Annotated in this window: 20 protein-coding genes; 11 read left to right on the top strand and 9 right to left on the bottom strand. The window is 55.6% G+C overall.

The features are described from left to right. Positions 1-4 precede the first annotated feature (4 nt). The 3 genes from IM294_RS05070 to IM294_RS05060 all read right to left on the bottom strand — a co-directional run bounded on the left by IM294_RS05070 (position 5) and on the right by IM294_RS05060 (position 3581). Positions 5-1093 (bottom strand): ABC transporter substrate-binding protein, encoded by a 1089-nt coding sequence (locus IM294_RS05070; RefSeq protein ID WP_028014307.1) that lies wholly within the window; start codon positions 1091-1093, stop codon positions 5-7. Between the two features lie 168 nt (positions 1094-1261). Beyond that, entirely contained in the window at positions 1262-1957 is a 696-nt protein-coding gene (locus IM294_RS05065) for a response regulator (protein WP_126817232.1), read from the bottom strand. Next, the gene (locus IM294_RS05060) at positions 1941-3581 is read right to left on the bottom strand and encodes a sensor histidine kinase (protein ID WP_126817234.1); all 1641 of its coding nucleotides are present in this window, start codon (positions 3579-3581) and stop codon (positions 1941-1943) included. Before IM294_RS05060 ends, IM294_RS05065 begins: the two co-directional genes overlap by 17 nt. Positions 3582-3759: 178 nt before the next feature. Here IM294_RS05060 and yjdI point away from each other — a divergent pair, with 178 nt between their 5' ends. Further along, on the top strand, positions 3760-3990 hold the full coding sequence (gene yjdI / locus IM294_RS05055; protein ID WP_008499689.1) for a 4Fe-4S mono-cluster protein YjdI: 231 nt from the start codon (positions 3760-3762) through the stop codon (positions 3988-3990). A 10-nt stretch (positions 3991-4000) separates the two neighbouring features. Next, on the top strand, positions 4001-4273 hold the full coding sequence (locus IM294_RS05050; RefSeq protein ID WP_028014304.1) for a GNAT family N-acetyltransferase: 273 nt from the start codon (positions 4001-4003) through the stop codon (positions 4271-4273). Positions 4274-4309: 36 nt separating this feature from the next. On the opposite strand, the gene IM294_RS05045 is transcribed toward IM294_RS05050, so the two are convergent. Continuing rightward, the gene (locus tag IM294_RS05045; protein ID WP_049136424.1) at positions 4310-5539 is read right to left on the bottom strand and encodes an amino acid permease; all 1230 of its coding nucleotides are present in this window, start codon (positions 5537-5539) and stop codon (positions 4310-4312) included. A 119-nt stretch (positions 5540-5658) separates the two neighbouring features. Next, positions 5659-6120, bottom strand: coding sequence for a multidrug/biocide efflux PACE transporter (locus IM294_RS05040; RefSeq protein ID WP_041908370.1), 462 nt, complete (start codon positions 6118-6120; stop codon positions 5659-5661). 104 nt (positions 6121-6224) lie between these two features. On the opposite strand from IM294_RS05040, the gene IM294_RS05035 reads away from it, so the two are divergent. From IM294_RS05035 to wzz(fepE), 6 genes are all read left to right on the top strand, one after another. Then, complete coding sequence (locus IM294_RS05035) at positions 6225-7091, top strand: LysR family transcriptional regulator (RefSeq protein WP_045629969.1); 867 nt, start codon at positions 6225-6227, stop codon at positions 7089-7091. 93 nt (positions 7092-7184) lie between these two features. Beyond that, a complete protein-coding gene (locus tag IM294_RS05030) occupies positions 7185-8363 on the top strand; it encodes an acetyl-CoA C-acetyltransferase (protein WP_028014300.1) in 1179 nt (392 codons plus the stop codon). Positions 8364-8598: 235 nt separating this feature from the next. Then, positions 8599-9435, top strand: coding sequence for a 5-dehydro-4-deoxy-D-glucuronate isomerase (gene kduI / locus IM294_RS05025; RefSeq protein WP_045260916.1), 837 nt, complete (start codon positions 8599-8601; stop codon positions 9433-9435). A gap of 63 nt (positions 9436-9498) precedes the next feature. After that, the gene (gene kduD, locus IM294_RS05020) at positions 9499-10260 is read left to right on the top strand and encodes a 2-dehydro-3-deoxy-D-gluconate 5-dehydrogenase KduD (protein ID WP_003862835.1); all 762 of its coding nucleotides are present in this window, start codon (positions 9499-9501) and stop codon (positions 10258-10260) included. Between the two features lie 313 nt (positions 10261-10573). Then, a complete protein-coding gene (locus tag IM294_RS05015; RefSeq protein ID WP_028014298.1) occupies positions 10574-11989 on the top strand; it encodes a sugar porter family MFS transporter in 1416 nt (471 codons plus the stop codon). Between the two features lie 186 nt (positions 11990-12175). Continuing rightward, entirely contained in the window at positions 12176-13300 is a 1125-nt protein-coding gene (wzz(fepE), locus tag IM294_RS05010) for an LPS O-antigen length regulator Wzz(fepE) (RefSeq protein WP_126817236.1), read from the top strand. A gap of 37 nt (positions 13301-13337) precedes the next feature. Here the strand turns inward: wzz(fepE) and IM294_RS05005 are convergent, their stop codons facing one another. Next, the gene (locus IM294_RS05005; protein WP_061097192.1) at positions 13338-13661 is read right to left on the bottom strand and encodes a cupin domain-containing protein; all 324 of its coding nucleotides are present in this window, start codon (positions 13659-13661) and stop codon (positions 13338-13340) included. Between the two features lie 133 nt (positions 13662-13794). Here IM294_RS05005 and IM294_RS05000 point away from each other — a divergent pair, with 133 nt between their 5' ends. Continuing rightward, the gene (locus IM294_RS05000) at positions 13795-14487 is read left to right on the top strand and encodes an aspartate/glutamate racemase (protein WP_028014295.1); all 693 of its coding nucleotides are present in this window, start codon (positions 13795-13797) and stop codon (positions 14485-14487) included. Here the strand turns inward: IM294_RS05000 and IM294_RS04995 are convergent. Further along, entirely contained in the window at positions 14482-15408 is a 927-nt protein-coding gene (locus tag IM294_RS04995; protein ID WP_045260912.1) for a LysR family transcriptional regulator, read from the bottom strand. The two genes, IM294_RS05000 and IM294_RS04995, sit on opposite strands and share 6 nt — an antisense overlap. A gap of 122 nt (positions 15409-15530) precedes the next feature. Here IM294_RS04995 and lysA point away from each other — a divergent pair, with 122 nt between their 5' ends. Next, on the top strand, positions 15531-16793 hold the full coding sequence (gene lysA, locus IM294_RS04990; RefSeq protein ID WP_126817238.1) for a diaminopimelate decarboxylase: 1263 nt from the start codon (positions 15531-15533) through the stop codon (positions 16791-16793). Here the strand turns inward: lysA and IM294_RS04985 are convergent. After that, the gene (locus IM294_RS04985; RefSeq protein WP_028014292.1) at positions 16763-17800 is read right to left on the bottom strand and encodes a LacI family DNA-binding transcriptional regulator; all 1038 of its coding nucleotides are present in this window, start codon (positions 17798-17800) and stop codon (positions 16763-16765) included. The two genes, lysA and IM294_RS04985, sit on opposite strands and share 31 nt — an antisense overlap. Before the next feature lie 219 nt (positions 17801-18019). Between IM294_RS04985 and IM294_RS04980 the strand changes: the two genes are divergently transcribed. Then, on the top strand, positions 18020-18505 hold the full coding sequence (locus IM294_RS04980; RefSeq protein WP_041908378.1) for a GNAT family N-acetyltransferase: 486 nt from the start codon (positions 18020-18022) through the stop codon (positions 18503-18505). Here the strand turns inward: IM294_RS04980 and galR are convergent. After that, the gene (galR, locus tag IM294_RS04975) at positions 18466-19482 is read right to left on the bottom strand and encodes an HTH-type transcriptional regulator GalR (protein ID WP_028014290.1); all 1017 of its coding nucleotides are present in this window, start codon (positions 19480-19482) and stop codon (positions 18466-18468) included. The genes IM294_RS04980 and galR overlap by 40 nt on opposite strands. Between the last annotated feature and the right edge of the window lie 58 nt (positions 19483-19540).

The following is a 19540-nucleotide window of genomic DNA, read 5'->3' as shown; positions in this document are numbered from 1 at the left end:
ACGCTTATTTGGCGGCGGCTGCACGCCACTCTTTGATGTACTCCAGGCGTTTTTTCGGCTGCAGGTACTCCAGCAGCGTTTCATCAACCGGGATCGGCTTCAGCGCGTTACCGAGGATTTTGGTCAGGCCGTCAATATCATTTTTGCCTTCGATATCGTTACGGATGGAGGGAATATCCGCCTGACTGGCCAGAATGCTTTGCCCTTTTTCAGACAGCACATAGTCCAGCCACAGTTTTGCCGCATTGCTGTTTTGCGCCTGCTGGCTGATGAACGACACGCGCGAGAGCACCAGCGTGTAATCTTTCGGGTACGAAATGCCGAGAGAAGGATCGTTCTTCGCGCGGGCTTCAGCATAGGATCCGAGGATGTTAAAGCCGATCAGGTTTTCACCGGAGGAAACCCTCTCCATCATGGTGCCCGTTGATGACTGCACCGCTAAGCCGCCTTTGGCGACGTCGGCCAGGGTTTTAAAGTAGTTTGGATCGGCCTTGTGATCCTGCACGGAAAGCATAAAGCCAAGACCCGATTTTTCGATGTCGTAGGTGGTGACTTTGCTCTTGAATTTGTCCGTCTGGCTGGCAATCAGCTTCGCCAGCGCGGCGTGAGAATCCGGCACGTCGCCAGCCGGGATCAGGCGCTTGTTGTAGATAAAGACCACTGGCTCATAGGTGGTGCCGTATGCCTTATCTTTCCAGACTGCCCATTTCGGCAGCTGACTTTGCTCCGGCGATTTGTACTCCATGGCGTAGTCGGTGGCGAGTTTCAGCCCGGTGTCCATTGAGGAGCTCCAGACCACGTCGCCGCTACCGCCACCGGAGGCCTGTTCGCTGATAAAACGGTTGTACAGCTCGGTGCTGTTCATGTCGTTGTATTCAACTTTGATGCCCGGGTAGGTTTTTTCGAAGCCCGCAATCAGCGGCCCGGCGGCTTTGGTGTCGGTGGTGGAGTAAATCACCACCTTGCCCTCTTTGGTGGCGGCATCGACAACTTTTTGATACTCAGCAGGATAGCCCTGCGGCAGGGCAGAGAGTGCAGAAGCAGAGAACAGTACGGTAGCGGTAAGCAGAGAAATTCGGAACGTGTTCGACATTATAGTTAACCTTTTAGTTACATTTGAGGAACTAATTGTCAACATAGCGTAAAGCGCGCCTCCGACAATAGGGAGGCGCGGGCAATGATTCCGAAGTGTGACTGTCACCATCGTTTCAGCAATTAACACCATAAAATCCGCGAACGTTTGCCTGCGAACGGTTTCGGATTACGGTTTATCGTCGGCTTTGCGGTATAGCCGCCGTGGATGACCAATATTGCCATACAGCATTTCGACGATGATTAACCCGCTCTCCACGCAGTATTCCAGGTAGCGACGCCCCGTGGTTTTGCTGATCCCCACGTTTTCCACCACCTCTTCAACCGACATCGCGCAGTCGGGATGTTCGGCGAACAGGCGTTTAATCCTTTCCAGCGTTTGGGGTTCAATGCCCTTCGTCGACGGCGTAATGGAGGCTTCCGCGGCAGGTAGATTAAACAGACGATCCAGCGCGTGCTGGTCGACCACCTTCACCTGCTGCACGGTGTGGACGAAGCGCATAAACCGCTCCAGCGAGGCGTGCAGGCGCTGGAAAAAGACGGGCTTGATCAGGTAGTCAAACGCGCCGCTGCGCATGGCATGGCTGCAGGTCTGCATATCGCTGGCGGCGGTGATGAAGATCACCGAGCATTCATAGCTTTTCAACAGCGGGTTATCGATGAGCTCCACGCCTTTACCGTCCGGGAGATAGTTGTCCAGCAGGATAAGCCGCGGCTGATGCTGACGAATCAGGCTGCATGCCTGCTCAATCGACGCGGCGATGCCCACCACGCGCAAGTGAAAATTCTGCTCGATATACTCGCGATGCAGCTCCGCCAGGTGCGGTTCATCTTCAACGATCACAACGTCAAGTGGTTGGGTCATGCGGTTGTCCATTGGGAATAAATACAGAAAAAATGGTGCCCTGCGGCGTGTTGTCGGCGATCTCTATGCTGCCGCCCGCTTTCCTGATATAGCCTGCCACCAGAAACAGGCCAATACCGTGCTCGGTACCCACAATGTCGTTTTCACTTTCCGGTTTGCTGCTGAATCCCTGGCGGAAAATGTGTGGCTTCACCGCCTCATCCACACCGCAGCCTTTGTCTGCCACCTCTATCAACAACTCCTGGTTGCGGTCAGAAATGTAGAGTTCCACCGGCGCGGGGACCGGTGCCTTAAGGGTCGCGTCCACCGCGTTATCCAGCAGGTTACCAATAATGGACATCAGCTCCGTTTCGTTGAGCGTGCCGGGCATGCGGGTGAGCTGACAGGCCGGATCAAACAGCAGTTCAACGCCTTTTTCGCGCGCGCTAACGTATTTTCCTAACAGCAGCCCGCACAGGGCCGGAGAGACAAAATGGGCGGAGACAAAATCCAGCACGCGCTGCGCGCCTTCTGACTGCATCTGGATGTAACGGATCGCCTCGTCATAGTGTTTCATCTGCAGCAGCCCCACCAGCGTGGCGGTCCAGTTCAACTGCTCGTGGCGCATAATGCGCAGGTTGTCCGCATAGCGCTTGATCTGGCTCAGTTGGCTGCTGAGGGTGTTAATGTCGTTTTTGTCGCGAAAGCTGTACACCCAGCCGCTTTCAACGCCGGGTTCGACCTCAATCGCCACGCGGTTAACGATCACCTCTCGCTGGTTAAGCACTGCGATCTGGTCGTGGCGACCAGCGCTTACCGAGGCGTAGCGCTGGGATAAAAAGCCCGGCGACGTCTGCAGAACGTCTTCCAGCGGTTTGCCGATAAGTTCTTTCTCACTTTGATGAATATCCAGCATCTCCCTGGCTGCCCGGTTAATTAAAATCAGCCGCTTCTCTTCATTGATGGCAAATACCCCCTCGTACATCGCTTCTAATAGCGCGCGTTGCTGCAAAACCAACTGGGCGATATCTTTCGGCTCAAGGCGGAACATCTGCTTTTTAAGATTGCGGGTAAACAGCCAGGAGAAAATAAACAGCAACAGCAGAAGGGCAATGCCGTACAGTCCAGCCTGCCAGAGAATGCGGGCGTTAATATTGGCGATATACGAGGTCAGATAGCCGACCGAGACGATGCCAATTACCTGATGCTGCGCATTAAAGATTGGCGCTTTGCTGCGCAGCGACACCCCAATCCCGCCCTGACGCACGGAAATAATGGTTTTGCCTTTTAACACCTCCGCATTATCCCCTCCAATCATCGGTAAATTAATGCGCTCCGGTGATTCCGAATGATAAAGGTGCTGTTCCCGGGTATCGCCAATCACAATATAGCTGGCATCGCTTTCGGCACGCAGCGGCTGTATTAAGCGGGCGATACCGGGGATATCTCTGGCTGCCACCATTTCCGCCAGACCCGGTATCAGGGCGATTTCACTGGCTTGAACCCGGGCGCGCTGGCCCAAATCGTGGTGTAGCTGTCGGTCAATAAAATGAAACAGGATCGTTCCCAGCAGAACTAACAGCAGGCAGGAGAAGCACACCAGCGCTAAAAACAGCTTTACCTGAAAAGAGAGTCTGCGTTTCATTCAACCTGTGCTAGCCCTATGAAAGTGAGAGATTTGCGGAGCCTGACATGTGCCAATAGCGGACGCAATCTGGCGAGAAAAGAGTTGTGACCTGGCTTTTCGTTTTCGGCGTTATAGCCATCAGGATCCCGTAAGGCTATGCTTCATTCAGCAAGATAATAATTACAGAGGCAATGTCATGGATAAAGAACTACTGGATGCGGGGTATCGGGCCTATACCGGCGAGAAAATTGACGTTTACTTTAATACCGGGATCTGCAAACACTCAGGTAACTGCGTGCGTGGGAGCGCAAAGCTGTTTAATCTGAAACGTAAGCCGTGGATCATTCCCGATGAAGTGGACGTTGAAACGGTTGTACGCGTGATTGATACCTGCCCGAGCGGTGCGCTGAAGTATCGCCAAAAATAAGCGAGGAACCATGGATATTCTGGAAGGCCATAACAAGTTTTACGTGAATGATGAGAACGGCAACCAGGTCGCAGAGATTGTCTTCGTGCCGACCGGCGAGCACCTGAGCATTATCGAGCATACCGATGTGGATGAGAGCCTGAAAGGGCAGGGCGTCGGTAAACAGCTGGTGGCGAAAGTGGTGGAGAAGATGCGCGGTGAGAACCGCAAAATTATTCCGCTGTGCCCGTTTGCGAAGCATGAGTTTGATAAGACGCGGGAATATGACGATATTCGGGCGTAAATAACGCGCCCGGCAGCACGCCGGGCACGAGTACGTCTAGCCAACAAACATCACCGACACACACAGCACGCCGACGACCAGCGTCAGCAGGCTGCCAATTGAGCGGTACGGTTTCAGGGAAGGGATCAGATACGTCGACAGCGTCGGCATGATAAACAGGATCATGGCGATAAGCGGGCCGCTGATGGCGTAAATCATTGAGATGGCGTTCGGGTTAATGCAGCAGACCGCAAAGGTGATTAACGACACCCCCATAATGGAAATCGCGCGGTTAAAGGCGCGGCTCTTTTTAATCCCCACCTGATTTAGCGACGACTTCACGATCTCCGTCGCCCCTTCAATCACCCCAAAATAGGTGCCGAGGAACGATTTCGACATCGCTACGATCGCCACGATAATCCCGGAAATGCCGAGCCAGGCTGGGGAAGACGGCATCATCGACAGCGCTGACAGAATCGTCACCCCCTGCTCTTTGGCGGCCATAATATAGGACGGTGGGATAGAGAGCAGGCAACTGAAGACAAAGAACAGCACGCTCAGGCAGATAATCAGGTACGCCACCTTCATGATCTTCTTGCATTTATCCATGGCACCGTCGGCAAACTTCTCGCGACGGTCAACGGCAAACGTTGAGATAATCGGGGTATGGCTAAAGGCAAACACCATCACCGGAATTGAAATCCATACCTGATGCAGCGTTTGGCGATCGAAAGCCATCTGGCTGGTGAGCAACGAGGGCTGCCAGCTTCCGGTGAGATAGATCGAGACAAACAGGAAATAGGCAATCAGCGGAAACACCAGGAAGCCCATCACTTTTATGGTGATATGCCGTCCCATCAGGAAAATCAGATTCAATACCAGCACCACCCCCAGGCTGACCAGCACGCGAACGGCGGTATCCACCGTCAGGTGTTTTGCCAGCTGCTCGGTTAACGAGTTGGTAATGGCCACCGCATAAATCTGCACCACCACAAAAAAGGCGATGAAATAGAGCGTGGTGATCAGATTGCCAATCTTCTTACCATAGTAGTGGGAGACGGCGCCGGTGATCCCTTCATTACCTTTTGTGTTTGACGAGAGAATAAATTGCGCCAGCGCCCGGTGCGGCCAGTAGGTTAACGGATAGGCCACGAGGGCGGTGATAAACAGGACAATAGCGCCTGCGGAGCCCAGCTGAATGGGCAAGAACAGCGTTCCTGCGCCCACGGCCGTGCCATAGAGAGCGAAACTCCAGAGAGTCTCATCTTTTGACCAAATTTTCGACATTAGAGCAACGTTTCAACTAACAAACCATCAGAATGGCGTGCAATTTACCATAGTTATGCCTGAAGAGCGCAGTTGCTTCGACGGAGTTTGGCCGGAACAGGCGTCCGGCCAGCGAGGGTTTAGCCTGCCAGAGCGCGTCGTTGCTGGCGACGCTTAAGGAATTTCTCACGCAGGTTATCGTATGCCCAGTTATAGAACATGGTGTATGGCAGGAAGAACAGGAAGAAACCAATTTCTAACGTGAATGCCTCAAGCAGGGTCACGCCCAGCACGGCGGCGACAATCGACACGCCGATTACAATAAACCCGCATTCGAACCCCAGGGCGTGCAGCGCGCGCACTTTTGCCGTACGTTTTACGCGCTGGACAGGCCAGAAACGGTCGAAGCCGAAGTTATAGATAATGTTCCAGAGCATGGCGGTGGTAGCCAGGATAATGGTTAACCCACCCATCTCCACCACCGAGCGCTGCATCAGCCATGCCGCCGTGGGGGCGAGAATTGCCGTGGCAATCCCTTCGAAACAGACAGCATGAAAGATCCGCTCCGGCAGCTTACGTTGGAGTGCATCCTGATGTTGCATAGTGTAGACCTCATTTATTCACCGGTATGGGCGTTGATGCTGCCTATTTTTATCGCTAAAGCTGATATATTAAAGATAGTATCCATCGATAAAGTAGATAGTTTATGCGCTATTCACCTGAAGCTCTTACCGCATTTGTTGAGACCGTTGCGGCAGGCTCTTTCTCTGCTGCCGCGCGCAGGCTGCGTAAAAGCCAGTCGACGATCAGCACCTCCATTGCCAACCTTGAAGCCGATCTGGGTTTCGAACTGTTTGACCGCTCGGCGCGCCAGCCGGTGTTAACGGTCCAGGGAGAACAGGTGCTGGGCTATGTGCAGGCCATTCTCGCCGCCAGCACGCGGCTGGATGAGCTGGCGGTGTCGTTAACGGCACAAACGGAGGCGCGTCTGACGTTTGTCCTCTCCGATACCCTCAACCCCGACGTGCTTGAAGATCTGATGAAGCAGTTTGACGCTCGCTTTCCCCACACGGAATTCGAATGCCTGATTGGCGAGGAAGAGGACGTGATCGATCTGCTGCAAAAGGAGCGCGCGCAGGTGGGGCTGACGGAAGCGCGAGACGGTTATCCTACGGATATTGGCGCTACCCGGCTGCCGGTGCAGACCCGAATGGCGATATATGCCGCGACCACGCATCCGCTCGCCGGACAACACGAGGTGCAGAGCGACGAGCTGCACGGCTGGCGGGAGCTGAGGCTCAGCACCTACCTTGAGCGCGAGGCTGAGATCGCGCGCGGGCCCGTCTGGTCAGCGCCGAACTACCTGTTACTGCTGAGTATGGCCGTCCAGGGGTTCGGCTGGTGCGTGCTGCCGTGCGCGCTGGTGGATGAATTCGCCGCCGCGAAGTCGCTGGTACAGCTCAATGTTCCCGGCTGGCCACGGGCGATCGGCATCGATCTGCTGTGGAATAAACGATCCCCTCCCGGCGTGGCCGGAAGCTGGCTGCGGCAGTATCTGCAGGATGCACGCTAATCCTTGTGATTAAACTCACTATTTTTAAACAATTAAGATAATTGCCAGTAACAATCCTCTACTATCGTCATGTCATTTAACACAGAGGTCGTGATGAAAGATGTCGTAATAGTGGGTGCGTTGCGTACGGCTATCGGCTGTTTTCAGGGAGCGCTTGCGCGTCACTCGGCGGTTGACCTGGGCAGCGTGGTCGTTAAAGCGCTGGTGGAACGTAGCGGGATCGCAGCCCATGAAGTTGATGAGGTGATCCTGGGGCAGGTTCTCACGGCCGGTGCCGGGCAAAACCCTGCGCGTCAGGCGGCGCTGAAGGGCGGGCTGCCCAATACCGTCTCCGCCATTACCATCAACGACGTCTGTGGTTCAGGGTTAAAAGCGCTGCATCTCGCCACCCAGGCCATTCAGTGCGGTGAAGCGGATGTGGTTATCGCTGGCGGACAAGAGAACATGAGCCGCGCGCCGCACGTTCTCACCGATAGCCGAACCGGCGCGCAGCTGGGCAACAGCCAGCTGCTCGACAGCCTCGTGCATGACGGGCTGTGGGATGCGTTCAACGACTATCATATGGGCGTGACGGCAGAAAACCTGGCGCGCGAGTACGGCATTAGCCGCGAATTGCAGGACGCTTATGCGCTCAGTTCGCAGCAAAAAGCGCGTGCCGCGATTGATTCCGGTCGCTTTCGCGACGAGATTGTCCCGGTCAGCACGCAGCGTCAGAACGGCGAGGCGATCGTCGTCGATACCGATGAACAGCCGCGCACGGATGCCAGCGCGGAAGGCCTGGCGAGACTGAACCCCGCGTTTGAAACGCAGGGCTCGGTCACCGCAGGCAATGCCTCGTCCATTAACGACGGTGCCGCCGCCGTGATGATGATGAGCGAAAGTAAAGCCCTTGAGCTCGATCTCCCCGTGCTGGCCCGCATTAAGGCGTTTGCCAGCGTGGGCGTGGATCCTGCGTTGATGGGGATTGCGCCGGTCTACGCTACCCGTCGCTGCCTGGAGCGCGCAGGGTGGCAGCTTTCGGATGTCGATCTGATTGAAGTGAATGAAGCCTTTGCCGCGCAGGCGATCTCGGTCGGCAAAATGCTGGAGTGGGATCCGCTGCGGGTCAACGTGAACGGCGGTGCAATTGCGCTGGGTCATCCCATCGGCGCGTCCGGCTGCCGAATCCTGGTTTCGCTGGTCCACGAAATGAAAAAGCGAAACGCGCGCAAAGGGATCGCTACCCTCTGTATAGGCGGCGGACAGGGCGTGGCGCTCGCCATCGAACGCTAATTTCTCCTCACTTAAAAAACCTCCTTCGGGAGGTTTTTTTTATCGTGTTGTTCTCTTCATGGGAAGTAATCGTGATCCGCGCGTCATTTCTGTTATAAACAAAAATAAAAAATGAAACGTTGTTTTAATTGCAATTGAAAACCCTATTTTATGCCGCTAGTATGTGCTCATCATAAAACGAAACGTCGTTTCGTTTAATTTCTGCCTTCGGGCATGACCACATCTGGAGGTTACCGTGGACGTCAGACAAAGCATCCACAGCGCGCACGCCAAAACGCTGGATACTCAGGGACTGCGCAGCGAGTTTTTAGTTGAGCAGGTGTTCGAAGCCGATAAGTACACCATGGTCTATAGCCACATCGACCGCATTATCGTGGGCGGCATTATGCCGGTGGCGAAAACCGTCTCCGTGGGCGGTGAAGTAGGCAAGCAGCTGGGCGTAAGCTACTTCCTGGAGCGTCGTGAACTGGGCGTGATTAATATTGGCGGGCCGGGCACGATTACCGTGGACGGCCAGTGCTACGAGATTGGCCACCGCGACGGGCTGTACGTCGGCAAAGGGGCGAAAGAGGTGGTCTTTGCCAGCATCGACGGCGGTAAACCCGCGAAGTTTTACTACAACTGCGCCCCGGCGCACACCGCTTATCCAACCAAAAAAGTAACGCCCGCAGACGTTGCGCCCGTGACGCTGGGCGACAACCTCACCAGCAACCGCCGCACCATCAATAAATACTTCGTGCCGGATGTGCTGGAAACCTGCCAGCTCAGCATGGGGCTGACCGAGCTTGCGCCAGGCAACCTGTGGAACACCATGCCGTGCCATACCCACGAACGCCGCATGGAAGTCTACTTCTACTTCAATATGGATGAAGACGCCTGCGTGTTCCACATGATGGGACAGCCTCAGGAAACCCGTCATATCGTCATGCATAACGAGCAGGCGGTGATTTCACCCAGCTGGTCTATTCACTCCGGCGTGGGAACGAAAGCCTATACCTTCATCTGGGGGATGGTTGGAGAAAACCAGGTCTTCGATGACATGGACCACGTTGCGGTTAAGGATCTGCGCTAGTCGCGGGCAGTTAAGCATACATCTGCCTGTTGATGACAGGCGCTGAAAGAGTAAGGAACAAACATGATTCTGGATGCATTTTCTCTGCAGGGTAAAGTGGCCGTGGTTTCCGGGTGTGACACCGGACTGGGCCAGGGGATGGCGTTAGGCCTGGCGGAAGCGGGCTGTGATATCGTCGGGATTAACATCGTTGAGCCCACGGAAACCATCGAACGCGTAACCGCGCTGGGCCGCCGTTTTCTCAGCCTGACCGCCGACCTGCGTAAAATCGACGCCATTCCGGAGCTGCTGGATCGCGCGGTGGCGGAATTTGGTCATATCGACATTCTGGTCAACAACGCGGGGCTGATCCGCCGTGAGGACGCGATTAACTTCAGCGAGACCGACTGGGACGACGTCATGAACCTGAACATCAAGAGCGTGTTCTTTATGTCCCAGGCGGCGGCGAAGCACTTCATCGCGCAGGGCAAGGGCGGCAAGATCATTAACATCGCCTCGATGCTTTCCTTCCAGGGCGGCATCCGCGTGCCGTCTTACACCGCGTCGAAAAGCGCGGTGATGGGCGTGACCCGCCTGCTGGCGAACGAATGGGCGCAGCACAACATCAACGTCAACGCGATTGCGCCGGGCTACATGGCCACCAACAACACCCAGCAGCTTCGCGCGGACGAAGAACGCAGTGCGGCGATCCTGGAGCGTATTCCGGCGGGCCGCTGGGGGCTGCCGAGCGATCTGATGGGGCCGGTAGTGTTCCTGGCTTCCCCGGCATCGGACTATATCAATGGTTATACCGTCGCGGTTGATGGCGGCTGGCTGGCGCGATAACCTAACTTATGACAAATACCTCTGCTCTTCGGCGGAGGTTTTTTTTGCTTAAAATTTGTCAAAGTCCATATTGATAAACACGAAAAATCCATACTTAAAAATCATAGATGACTGCCATCACATTTTTATTATTGAAAAATTAAGGCGTTAGTAAAATAAGGTGATTATCCAGCATTAGTTGAAATTGTAATGTCCATCACAGATCGCTATGCCATAGCGAAATAATCCATATCTTCACGAATTCCGGCCTGACACTTTTCCCCGCTATCTCGTAATTTCATTTAACGAATTTTGCTGTTGAGGCAGGAAAAATATGACATCTATAAATGACTCTACCCTGATGCCCGCCGCGCTGCGCGATACCCGCCGCATGAACCAGTTTGTCTCCATTGCGGCAGCCGTGGCCGGTTTGTTGTTCGGCCTGGATATCGGCGTTATCGCCGGGGCGCTGCCGTTTATTACCGATCACTTTACGCTGAGTAACCGCCTGCAGGAGTGGGTGGTGAGCAGCATGATGCTCGGCGCGGCCATCGGCGCGCTGTTTAACGGCTGGCTTTCGTTCCGCCTTGGGCGTAAATACAGCCTGATGGTCGGGGCGGTCCTGTTTGTTGCCGGGTCCATTGGTTCGGCGTTTGCCACTAACGTTGAAGTGCTGCTGCTCTCCCGCGTACTGCTGGGCGTGGCGGTGGGGATTGCCTCCTACACCGCGCCGCTGTATCTCTCCGAAATGGCGAGCGAGAACGTGCGCGGCAAGATGATTAGTATGTACCAGCTGATGGTGACGCTGGGCATCGTGCTGGCGTTCCTGTCCGATACGTACTTCAGCTACAGCGGTAACTGGCGGGCGATGCTCGGCGTGCTGGCGCTGCCTGCGGTAGTGCTGATTGTTTTAGTGATCTTCCTGCCCAACAGTCCGCGCTGGCTGGCGCAAAAAGGGCGTCACGTGGAAGCGGAAGAGGTGCTGCGCATGCTGCGCGACACGTCTGAGAAAGCGCGTGAAGAGCTGAACGAGATCCGCGAAAGCCTGAAGCTGAAGCAGGGCGGCTGGTCGCTGTTTAAGGCTAACCGCAACGTGCGCCGCGCGGTGTTCCTCGGTATGTTGCTGCAGGCGATGCAGCAGTTCACGGGGATGAACATCATCATGTATTACGCCCCGCGCATCTTCAAAATGGCCGGTTTTACCACCACCGAACAGCAGATGATCGCCACGCTGGTGGTGGGGCTTACCTTTATGTTCGCCACCTTTATCGCGGTGTTCACCGTCGATAAAGCCGGACGTAAACCGGCGCTGAAGATTGGCTTTAGCGTGATGGCACTCGGCACCCTGATCCTCGGCTACTGCCTGATGCAGTTTGATAACGGCACGGCGTCCAGCGGCCTCTCCTGGCTCTCCGTGGGCATGACCATGATGTGTATTGCTGGCTACGCGATGAGCGCCGCGCCGGTGGTGTGGATCCTGTGCTCTGAAATTCAGCCGCTGAAATGTCGCGATTTTGGTATCACCTGTTCCACCACCACCAACTGGGTGTCGAACATGATCATCGGTGCGACCTTCCTGACGCTGCTGGATGCGATTGGCGCGGCGGGAACCTTCTGGCTCTATACGGTGCTGAACGTGGCGTTTATTGGCGTGACATTCTGGCTAATTCCAGAAACCAAAGGCGTGACGCTGGAACATATTGAACGCAAGCTGATGAGCGGGGAGAAACTGCGAAATATCGGCGTGTAAGGTTAATGCCGGGTAAGCGCAGCGCCACCCGGCGTTTTGTTAGCGTGATGCTGAATAACTACCAACTTTGATAGCAATTCCTCAGATAGTCCATTCTCGCGTTCAGATTATTCTTAGTTTCTTGTATTATCGGGCAACTGAACTCACCCGGCAGGAATTTACTGCACCCGAAACAGAAGAACGGCTATGTCAGCAATGGATTTCAAAAAAAATACGGACCTCGATTTTTCCTCATATGCTCCTCCAGCAGTCAGTTCAAAAGAGATCGATCTTCTGGGCCTGTTAGATATTCTGATTACCGCGAAAAAAAGCATTGCCACCATTATCTTTGTTTTCGCGCTGGCAGGTCTGGCAATTGCGCTTCTACTGCCGCAAAAATGGACCAGTAAAGCGGTGATCACTCCGGCGGAACAGACACAGTGGAACCCGCTGAGCCAGATGATGGTTGCGCTGCAGGTTCTTGATGTGAAGGTGCCGGTTACCCGTCAGGAAGTCTTTGACCTGTTTATTAAAAAATTCCAGTCGCAGTCATTGCTTGAAGAGTATATGACCTCTTCCCCTTACGTGATGGCGCAGCTCAAGAATGCGCAAGTGGACCCGCTTGAACTGCACCGTGCGGTTGTCAATATTGCAGACAAAATGAAAGCGGTGAATGATGTTCAGGGAAAAGATGCGGATAAAGCGCCTTTCGTCTCCTGGACATTGAGCTTCACCGCGCCGACCGCAGCCGATGCCCAATCCGTTCTGGAGGGGTATATCAATTATATCTCGGCAATTGTTGAGAAAGAAACGGTGCAGAATATCCGCAACCAGATCGCCCTCAAAACGAACGAGGTAGAGCAGCAGCTGACGCTCGACCGCGTTCGTCTGACCAATGTACATAACACCAACCTGCAGCGGCTGAACTATTCGCTGGAAGTGGCGAATGCGGCGGGCATTAAGAAGCCCGTTTATAGCAACGGACAGGGGATAAAAGACGATCCGGATTACTCCGTTGCGCTCGGGGCTGACGGTATCGCGGAAAAGCTAAGGATTGAAAAAAATCTGAAGGATGTGACGGAGCTGAACGCGGACTTCCAGAACCGGGAATATTACCTGGCGCAGCTGAAACAACTCTCCTTCGCAGACGTTAAGCTTGAGCCATTCAGGTATCAGCTTTCGCCATCGATGCCGGTGAAAAAAGACGGCCCGGGCACAGGCATGATTGTCATTCTGGCGGCGATCCTTGGCGCTCTGTTTGCCTGCGGCAGCGTATTACTCCGTGAGGCCATGCTCAGCCGAAACCCATTGCCAGAGCCGGTAACGGAATAAATTCTGCACACATGAAGGCGCTGCAACAGCGCCTTTTTTATTTCAGGAAATCCTCGCGAACAGGCGTAAAGGTGTCCAGCAGCGTGCCGGCTCTGAGGCAGACGCAGCCGTGCATCACATGAGGTTTTTTGTAGAGCGTATCTCCCGCCGTCACGACATGCTTCTCTTCACCAATGGTAAACTCAAATTCACCAGAGAGAACATAGGTTAACTGTTCGTGCGGGTGGTTATGCAGTGGGCCAATCGCGCCCTGCTCAAAATGTACTTCAACCGCCATCATTCTGCCGCCGTGGGCCAGCACGCGACGCGTAACGCCGTTCCCCAGATCTTCAGACGCGGTCTCTTTGTGGAACATAAACATGGCTTTGCCCTTCATAATAAAACAGTGTTTTATTTAATTTACTTTGGCCAGCTTAAAAAGAAAACGACGTAATAAAGAACTGGAAACAGGATCACAAGTTTGCTTCACTGGCTTAAACAGATAAGGAGCGATGATGAAAACGATTGGCCTGATAGGTGGGATGAGCTGGGAATCGACAATCCCTTATTACCGCCTGATTAACGAAGGCGTAAAGCAGCGTCTGGGCGGCCTGCACTCCGCGAGCCTGCTGCTGCACAGCGTTGATTTTCATGAAATCGAAGCCTGCCAGTCGAGCGGCGAATGGGATAAAGCCGGAGAAATCCTGGCTGATGCCGCGCTGGGGCTGGAGCGTGCGGGGGCGCAGGGCATTCTGCTGTGTACCAACACGATGCACAAAGTGGCCTCGCACATTGAAGCGCGCTGTTCGCTGCCGTTCCTGCACATCGCGGACGCCACCGGACGCGCCATTCGCGCTTCGGGAATGTCGCGCGTGGCCTTGCTGGGCACACGTTACACCATGGAGCAGGATTTCTATCGCGGGCGCTTGCACAGCGAGTTTGGGATTGAAAGCCTGATCCCGGATGAGGGGGACCGGGCGCGCATCAATCAGATTATCTTCGACGAGCTCTGCCTCGGAACCTTCAGCGAAACCTCCCGCGCATATTACGTCAGCGTAATAGATAAACTGGCGCAGCAGGGGGCTGAAGGGGTGATTTTCGGCTGCACGGAGATCGGTTTGCTGGTGCCGGCCGAACGAAGCCCCATCCCGGTGTTTGATACCGCGGCCATTCACGCGGCAGATGCCGTGGAATTTATGCTGTCATAACGGGTTTTGCAGGTCAGGTAAGCGAAGCGCCACCTGACGCGCATGCTCAACTAAGTGTTCGGTGAATGCGTCCACCAGCGCGGAAGCCGGACGGTGCAGCGGGCGGATAAGGCTTACGGTGAACGGGACGGAAACGCTAAAACGGCGGATGACGATCCCGCTTCCTGCATAGTCCAGCGCCGTAAGCGGATTGACGACCGCAACGCCAACGCCCGCGCGCACCATCGCGCATATTGACGCCGCGCTGTGGGTTTCAACGACCATCCGCCGCTTCACCTGATGCTCAGAAAAAAGCGTATCCAGCAGCTGCCGGTAGCTGTCCGTTTGCGACAGGCTAATGTAGTTTTCACCATGAAAATCCGCGGGCGTCAGCACTGCTTTGTGGGCAAGCCGATGCCCGGCGGGCAGAACGCACACTTCATCCAGCGCGAGCAGTTCCGTGCGCGCCGTTCCTGCGGGTGTCGAGAGGGTTTCGGTTAACCCGAGATCGTGCCGCTGTGCCGACAGCCACTCTTCAAGCAGAGGCGACTCCTGCGGGACGATGGTGAGATTGACCTCAGGATAGCGGGCCAGAAAAGGCTGGAGCAGCGTCGGTAAAAAGGACTGAGAGAAGACGGGCAGGCAGACAATCGACAGCTCGCCCTGACGAAACTCGCGCAGGCTTTCCGCCGCGCTGACGATTCTGTCCAGCCCGTACCATGAGCGCTGCACTTCCTCAAACAGGCGCAACCCCTGCACCGTCGGGTGAAGCCTGCCCCGGGCGCGTTCGAACAGCTTCAGCCCCAGCACTTTCTCGAAGCGCGCCAGCTCGCGGCTGACCGTCGGCTGCGAGGTATGCAGCATCTGCGCGGCTTCGGTGAGATTGCCGGCGGTCATCACGGCGTGAAAAATCTCGATGTGGCGTAAATTGACGGCGGGCATAGGGCACCTGAAAGCAAGGAACTGTCCATATCATTTTTGCATAGACTCGCGATAAAACGATATTTTTTATTCTGCTTCCGCTGTGGCGTAATCATAAAAAATGAATTGAACCGGAGAAGACCATGCCACGCCCGCTCAACCAGACGGATACCGATTTGAACGCTGAAAACCTGCTGCGCCTGCCCGCCGAGTTTGGCTGCCCGGTATGGGTCTACGACGCGCAGATCGTTCGCGAGAAGATCGCCGCCCTGCATCAGTTTGACGTGGTGCGTTTTGCCCAGAAGGCCTGCTCCAATATTCATATTCTGCGCCTGATGCGCGAGCAGGGCGTGAAGGTTGACTCCGTATCGCTGGGTGAAATCGAACGTGCGCTGGCGGCAGGCTTTGATACGAAAACCGATCCTGACGCGATCGTCTTTACCGCGGATGTGATCGACGACGCAACGCTTGCGCGCGTGCATGAACTGCAGGTGCCGGTGAACGCCGGTTCTGTGGATATGCTGGAGCAGCTTGGGCAGGTTTCACCCGGCCATCGCGTCTGGCTGCGCGTCAACCCGGGCTTTGGACATGGCCATAGCCAAAAAACCAACACTGGGGGCGAAAACAGCAAGCACGGGATCTGGTATGCCGATATGCCTGCCGCGCTTGAGGTACTGCAGCGCTACAGCCTGAAGCTGGTCGGTATTCATATGCACATTGGCTCCGGCGTCGATTACGGGCACCTGGAGCAGGTGTGCGGGGCGATGGTGCGCCAGGTTGTCGACTTCGGTCAGGAGCTGGAGGCGATCTCCGCCGGTGGCGGTCTTTCCATTCCTTATCGTGAAGGGGAAGAGGCGATCGACACCGATCACTATTACGGCCTGTGGAGCGCCGCGCGCGATCAAATTGCCGCGCATCTGGGCCATGCCGTGAAGCTGGAAATTGAGCCGGGTCGTTTCCTGGTAGCCGAAGCCGGCGTGCTGGTGGCGCAGGTACGCAGCGTCAAAGAGATGGGCTCCCGCCACTTCGTGCTGATTGATGCGGGCTTTAACGACCTGATGCGTCCGTCCATGTACGGCAGCTACCATCACATTACCGCCCTGGCTGCCGATGGCCGCGATTTAACGCACGCGCCGCGCCGCGAGACGGTGGTCGCAGGCCCGCTGTGTGAATCCGGTGATGTGTTTACCCAGCAGGAAGGTGGCAAAGTTGAAACTCGCGCGCTGCCCGAGGTGAAGCCGGGCGATTACCTGGTGCTGCACGACACCGGGGCGTACGGGGCGTCTATGTCCTCAAACTACAACAGCCGTCCGCTGCTGCCGGAAGTGCTGTTTGATAACGGCAAGGCGCGGCTGATCCGTCGTCGTCAGACCATTCAGGAACTGCTGGCGCTGGAACTCGTTTGATTAAAGTACGGCCCCGTTGTGACCGAATCGCGTAATACCAGCGTGCCGGTAAACGGCGGGATCGCATCGACCGGCTGGTTCTTCGCCAGCCGGATCGCCTGATCGATAGCCGTGACGATCATGTTATCTATCGGCAGATAAACCGACGACAGCGCAGGCTCCAGCCACTTTGCGCTTGGGGCATCGTCAAAGCCGAACAGGGAGATATCCTGCGGGATTTTAAGCCCTGCCTGATGCAGCGCTTTGGACGCGCCCAGTGCCATATCATCGTTACAGGCAAACAGCGCGCTGAACGACACCCCTTCAGCAATCAGCTCCTTACACAGCTCATAGCCCCGCGTCATTCCCGCATCACCGTACTTTATTCGACGCTCATCCAGACGAATGCCGTGCTTTTCAAGCGCCTTACGGTAGCCCATCAGCCGTGCTTTACCCGTGGGGGTGTGGATCGGAACGGTAATGCAGGCGATCTCCCGGTGGCCCTGATTGATCAGGTAATCCACCGCCTTAAACGCGGCATCCTGTTGTTCGAAGAACACGCAGCGCTCCGGTGCCTGGCTGACTTCACGGTTGATGACCACCAGCGGCGTTTGCACGGTATTAATCAGCTTGATGATCGCTTTTTCGCTCATATAGCGCGTGTAAAGCACGATGGCATCGCACTGGCGGTCGGCCAGCATTTGCACCGCCTGCTCTTCCTGCTCTGGCGCGTCGTGACCGTCGGTGACGATCAGCTGTTTCCCGTGGGTTTCGGTCTGCCGCGACGCCTGCTGCAAAAGACGACCAAAGTAAAAGCCGTCGAAGGTAGAGACGACCAGACCAATGCTGTTGCTGGTCTGGTTAGCCAGCGAACGCGCGAGAAAGTTTGGGCGGTAGCCCAGCTCTTCCATCGCAGCAAAGACCTGCTGACGCGTGCTCTCTTTAACCTGACCTGTGCCGTTCAGCACGCGCGAGACGGTAGCCTTCGACACGCCCGCGCGCAGTGAGACATCCAGCATTGTTGCCATTCTACATTCCTGCTTCCACGTAATGGTTTGCAGTTTAACACAGACCTGACAGCGTATAAGCGATGCGGGAAGCGCAAAACTTCTGCCACGATCACGCTTTTGGTCACGATTCGCCTGGCCTGCCGGAAGTAAAACTAAATAGTCTGACTCTGGTAAAATAATCGCCAAACCGGGCTGGAGGCGTCAGGCCAGCATATTCATTAAAAACGCAGGTGAAACGTGAAAAAGACCGTCATTCTCCCGCTTTACGAGGCACCGCGCTATGCGGAGCAGGTCACCGACTGGCTCTGGCAGGCCTTTGGCGAGGGGCTTGCGCGGGATTTTTTCCATAGCATCGTCGAGCACAGCCAGACGCCGGGTGCCCTGCCGCTGACCTTTATCGCCGTAGAGGATGAACGGCTTCTCGGGACGGTGGGACTCTGGCGCTGTGATTTGATTACCCGTCAGGATCTCTGTCCGTGGCTGGCGGCGCTCTACGTTGACGACGCGGCGCGCGGCAAGGGGCTGGCAGGAAAGTTACAGCAGCATGTTATACGCTTCGCCGCACGGGCCGGGTACGAGGAACTTCATCTCTGGTCTGCCTGCCGCGATTTCTATGAACGTTACGGCTGGCAGTATATTGGCGATGGGCTGGAGTATCCGGATAAAACGGTACACCTGTATCGCTATTCGCTCTGCGCGTCAGCGGGCGCAGCAACGGAGTGACGGCGCACTAACGTTGGGCTGAAGAGATGGGTAATCTCCGGCGGCTGGCGTTGTTCGGCCAGCGCCAGCGCCAGCTCTGCGGCCTGGGTGGCCATCGTGATGATGGGGTAGCGTACGGTGGTCAGGCGCGGGCGCACGTACCGGGAGACCAAAACATCGTCGAAGCCAATCAGCGAGATTTCCGCCGGCACCTCGATCCCGTTGTCATTCATGACGCCCATTGCCCCGGCAGCCATCGAATCGTTATAGCTGGCGACCGCGGTGAAATTCCGTCCGCGACCCAGCAGCTCCGTCATGGCCTGTTCGCCGCCGCTCTCATCCGGTTCACCGTAGGCCACCAGACGGTCATTGCACGGCAGACCGTTTTCGCGCAGGGCGTCGTAGTAGCCCTGCAGGCGGTCTTCCGCATCAGAAATGGGGTGATTGGAGCAGAGATAGCCAATCCGGGTATGACCCTGTTGAATCAGATGACGGGTCGCAAGCCAGGCGCCGTAGCGGTCGTCGAGGGCTACACAGCGTTTTTCAAAGCCGGGGATAATACGGTTGATAATCACCATGCCGGGCATCTGCTTCATCAGGTGAATTAGCTCGGCATCCGGGATCATTTTGGCGTGTACCACCAGCGCAGCGCAGCGGTGGCGGATCAGCTGCTCGATGGCCTGGCGTTCTTTTTGTTCATTATGATAGCCATTGCCGATCAGCAAAAAATTACCCGTCTGATAAGAGACCTGTTCAACCGCTTTAACCATGGCACCGAAAAAGGGGTCGGAAACGTCTCCCACCACCAGCCCAATAGTTTCTGTTGACTGCTGGGCGAGCGCGCGGGCGTTGGCATTCGGATGGTAGTTCAGGGTTTCCATGGCGCTTTGTACCGCCTGGCGTGATGCGTCACTGGCTTTGGGTGAATCATTAATCACGCGGGAGACGGTGGCTACCGACACACCTGCCAGACGAGCCACATCCTTTATTGTCGCCATTTATAACCTTCTTATTTGGGGTAAGCGTTTACACAGTGAATAGTGTTGCGGAAAAGTG

Source organism: Enterobacter cloacae complex sp. P43RS (assembly GCF_014930585.1).
GTDB lineage: Bacteria > Pseudomonadota > Gammaproteobacteria > Enterobacterales > Enterobacteriaceae > Enterobacter > Enterobacter bugandensis.
Note: the sequence above shows the minus strand (reverse complement) of the source record. Positions and strands in the feature narration are given on the sequence as shown.

Bases quoted from the DNA above. Each gene is read 5' to 3' on its own strand.
- IM294_RS04995 (WP_045260912.1), bottom strand. From the start codon at position 15,408: ATGCCCGCCGTCAATTTACGCCACATCGAGATTTTTCACGCCGTGATG.
- IM294_RS05070 (WP_028014307.1), bottom strand. From the start codon at position 1,093: ATGTCGAACACGTTCCGAATTTCTCTGCTTACCGCTACCGTACTGTTC.
- IM294_RS05045 (WP_049136424.1), bottom strand. From the start codon at position 5,539: ATGTCGAAAATTTGGTCAAAAGATGAGACTCTCTGGAGTTTCGCTCTC.
- IM294_RS05035 (WP_045629969.1), top strand. From the start codon at position 6,225: ATGCGCTATTCACCTGAAGCTCTTACCGCATTTGTTGAGACCGTTGCG.
- IM294_RS05065 (WP_126817232.1), bottom strand. From the start codon at position 1,957: ATGACCCAACCACTTGACGTTGTGATCGTTGAAGATGAACCGCACCTG.
- lysA (WP_126817238.1), top strand. From the start codon at position 15,531: ATGCCACGCCCGCTCAACCAGACGGATACCGATTTGAACGCTGAAAAC.
- IM294_RS05030 (WP_028014300.1), top strand. From the start codon at position 7,185: ATGAAAGATGTCGTAATAGTGGGTGCGTTGCGTACGGCTATCGGCTGT.
- IM294_RS05000 (WP_028014295.1), top strand. From the start codon at position 13,795: ATGAAAACGATTGGCCTGATAGGTGGGATGAGCTGGGAATCGACAATC.
- IM294_RS05005 (WP_061097192.1), bottom strand. From the start codon at position 13,661: ATGTTTATGTTCCACAAAGAGACCGCGTCTGAAGATCTGGGGAACGGC.
- yjdI (WP_008499689.1), top strand. From the start codon at position 3,760: ATGGATAAAGAACTACTGGATGCGGGGTATCGGGCCTATACCGGCGAG.
- IM294_RS05050 (WP_028014304.1), top strand. From the start codon at position 4,001: ATGGATATTCTGGAAGGCCATAACAAGTTTTACGTGAATGATGAGAAC.
- IM294_RS05060 (WP_126817234.1), bottom strand. From the start codon at position 3,581: ATGAAACGCAGACTCTCTTTTCAGGTAAAGCTGTTTTTAGCGCTGGTG.
- kduD (WP_003862835.1), top strand. From the start codon at position 9,499: ATGATTCTGGATGCATTTTCTCTGCAGGGTAAAGTGGCCGTGGTTTCC.
- IM294_RS05040 (WP_041908370.1), bottom strand. From the start codon at position 6,120: ATGCAACATCAGGATGCACTCCAACGTAAGCTGCCGGAGCGGATCTTT.
- IM294_RS04985 (WP_028014292.1), bottom strand. From the start codon at position 17,800: ATGGCAACAATGCTGGATGTCTCACTGCGCGCGGGCGTGTCGAAGGCT.
- galR (WP_028014290.1), bottom strand. From the start codon at position 19,482: ATGGCGACAATAAAGGATGTGGCTCGTCTGGCAGGTGTGTCGGTAGCC.
- IM294_RS05015 (WP_028014298.1), top strand. From the start codon at position 10,574: ATGACATCTATAAATGACTCTACCCTGATGCCCGCCGCGCTGCGCGAT.